Here is a 482-nt window from a genome sequence, read left to right as displayed (position 1 = left end):
CTGTCGGCCGACCGGGTCGCCATAGTCATCGGCGACGTCATGGGGCACGGCGTGGCCGAGGCGGTCACCATGGGCCGCCTGCGCACCGCGGTCCGCACCCTGGCCGACCTGGAGCTGTCCCCCGACGAACTGCTCACCCACCTCAACGACCTGGTCAGCGAGCTCGGCGACGACTTCTACGCCACCTGCCTGTACCTGGTCTACGACCCCACCAACCGCTCCTGTGTCCTGGCCCGCGCCGGCCATCCCCCGCCCGCCATCGTCCACCCCGACGGCACCGTCCACTTCCCCGACGCCGAACCGAACTCGCCCCTCGGCGCCGCCACCCCGCCCTTCGACACCGTGGAAATGGAACTGCCCGAAGGCAGTCTGCTGGTGCTGTACACCGACGGCCTGGTCGAATCCTCCACCCTCGACATCGACAAGGGCATGGCCGACCTCGCCGAGGCGCTCAGCGGCACGATCTCCGGGGCTCTGCCCGG

At 70.5% G+C, this 482-nt stretch carries 1 protein-coding gene; it reads left to right on the top strand.

Annotated elements, in window-relative coordinates; all coding sequences use genetic code 11:
- A partial coding sequence (locus tag EJK15_RS69890; RefSeq protein ID WP_138720996.1) for a PP2C family protein-serine/threonine phosphatase occupies window positions 1-482 on the top strand: 482 nt, incomplete at both ends.

Origin of the sequence: Nonomuraea basaltis (genome assembly GCF_005893125.1) — a bacterium.
GTDB lineage: Bacteria > Actinomycetota > Actinomycetes > Streptosporangiales > Streptosporangiaceae > Nonomuraea > Nonomuraea basaltis.
Note: the sequence above shows the minus strand (reverse complement) of the source record. Positions and strands in the feature narration are given on the sequence as shown.